The organism is Nocardia takedensis NBRC 100417 (assembly GCF_000308695.1).
GTDB classification, from domain to species: domain Bacteria; phylum Actinomycetota; class Actinomycetes; order Mycobacteriales; family Mycobacteriaceae; genus Nocardia; species Nocardia takedensis.
The window spans coordinates 1-2,014 of record NZ_BAGG01000197.1; the positions used below are offsets into that span (position 1 = coordinate 1).

1 protein-coding gene and 1 pseudogene are annotated in these 2,014 nt (G+C 68.4%); both read right to left on the bottom strand.

The genetic code is table 11. The features are described from left to right. Positions 1 to 4: 4 nt before the first annotated feature. Positions 5 to 1,444: an NF041680 family putative transposase gene (locus tag ON30_RS27945; RefSeq protein WP_281004753.1), complete on the bottom strand. Its 1,440-nt coding sequence runs from the start codon at positions 1,442 to 1,444 to the stop codon at positions 5 to 7. Positions 1,445 to 1,543: 99 nt separating this feature from the next. Beyond that, positions 1,544 to 1,912: pseudogene (locus ON30_RS27950) on the bottom strand (helix-turn-helix domain-containing protein); the annotation flags it as partial. Positions 1,913 to 2,014: the final 102 nt, after the last annotated feature.

Genomic DNA, 2,014 nt, shown 5'->3' on the forward strand with positions numbered 1-2,014 from the left:
AGTCTTAACCTGTGCGGCGTGGTCGCGGCCCTGCCGGTGTTGGTGCGCGAGTGTTGCTGGCGGTCTTCATGTGGACGTCATAGCGAGGTGCGGGCCGCTGGTTGCTGCGGCCCGCTGGTCGGTCTGGACCCGGTCGTGAGGGTTTCGGTGCGCCGGCCGGACAAGCGATGTTCGGGCGTAGGTGCCGAAACACCCGGCGGACGTGTGCGGGTGTGAGTTGTTGCACGGCAACAGGTTTCTCCCATGGTCGCCGCTGATCCCGGGCGAGTCCACGCGCCAGGCGAAGCTGGGTGTAAGCGGCAAACAGCATCCAGGTCCACCGGTCCGCGCCAGCGGGATCGCGGGGTTTCGGGGCGGTCCAGCCGAGGGTTTGCTTGAGCATGCGGAAGGTGTGCTCGATGTCGAACCGGCGCAGGAACGCCTGCCAGAGCAGATCGACGGTCCTGGTGTCCAGATCGGTGCCCGAATGCCACAACCAGACCGGTTTCGGTATCGCGCCGCTGGGGAGCCGCGCGACGTCGAGCCGGATCACAGCGCCTTCGATGACGGGGAGTTTTCCGGCGGCGGCGACCCAGGACGAGCGGTGGGTCAGCCGCGGATGCAACCGGTCCCACGACCGGGCGTGCGCAGGTCCGTAAAGCCTGGTCTCGGTGAGTGTTTCGGTCGCAGGTTCACCCCAGGTCCCAGGGTCGCCAAACACGAACTCGCCGCCGTGGCGGGGTGGGCGGCCCGTGGTGCCGGGCAGCCATGACGGTGCTGGACGGCGCAGGACACGGTCCGATCGCATCCGCGCCAGCACTCGCACCGGCAGATCCGACAGCAGGAACGCCAGCCGGGGCCCGTCGTAGCCGGCGTCGGCGACGACCCAGATATCGGGATCACCAGACCGCCACTGACCAGCGGTGATCAGATTGCCGATCACCGAACGCAACTGGGTTGCGGTGACCTCGGCCGCGTCGTCACCGGGCGCGAGCCGGACCGCGTCCAGCGGTGCGGTCCAGCAACTGCGGCCGGTCTCGGGCGCGACCACCACCGAGAACGGCCAGCCCGGGATCATCTGGTGAGTGTTCTTGGCTCGGCCGTAGGTGTGACACAGGATCCGCTGCGGGCAGGTATGCGCTTCGGGCCGCAGCCAGCAGGTGATGTCGACCGCCAGCACCAGCCTGCCGTCCGCGGCCCTGGGCAGCGGGACCGCGGTCAGCGCCCGCCGCAGCCGCTCCACGTCGATGCGGCCGCGGTCCAGTGCCGCATACACGCTGCCGTGACCACGACGATGCTCGGCGAGCAGGGACAATTCCGGCAGCGAACGCACCGGGCCGTCCGCGCACAATACCGCGTCGACCAGTTCGAACACCGCGTCGGCTCGTGCGGTCACGCACCGATACATCTCCTGCCGGAACCCCGACAGGTCCCTGCGAGCACCGGCGGCGCCGGAGTCGTGCACACTGGCCAACTGAAGCCCTTGGTCGAGATTCTTTCTGTCGCAGAATGAATCATCAACCAAGGGCTTCGTTCAAGATCGACCGGGGCCCGTCTGACCAGCCCCGAGCGCCCGGTCGAGCCACCGCAGTCGGGCCATCCGGTAGCGGGCCAGGACGCGATGGACCGTCGAGGGATGCAGTCCGAGCAGGTAGGCGATGCGCGCGGGTCCCCAACGGCGTCGGAGTCGGACTTTGATGATACGGCGTTCGGTGCGGGTGGGTGTGCGGGTCGGACTGTGATGGGGGCGGCTGGAGCGGTCGCTCATCGCGGCGGCCCCGGCGGTGCGGTAGCGGTCGGCCCATCGCTTGGCGGTGGTGGGTGAGACCTGGAACCGTTGCGCTGCGCGGCGTAGCGGCCAGCCGTCCTCGACGACGCACCGAGCCAGTCGTAACCGACCCAGTTCCGAGAGCGGGGCATTACGGTGGGACACGAAGACCTCCGAGGGTGAATGCGTTCCTAGACAGCTCGCACTTCACTCGGAGGCCTTCGCCATGTCAGCCCGACACGCCGTCACCAACCTCTGTGGTCAGTA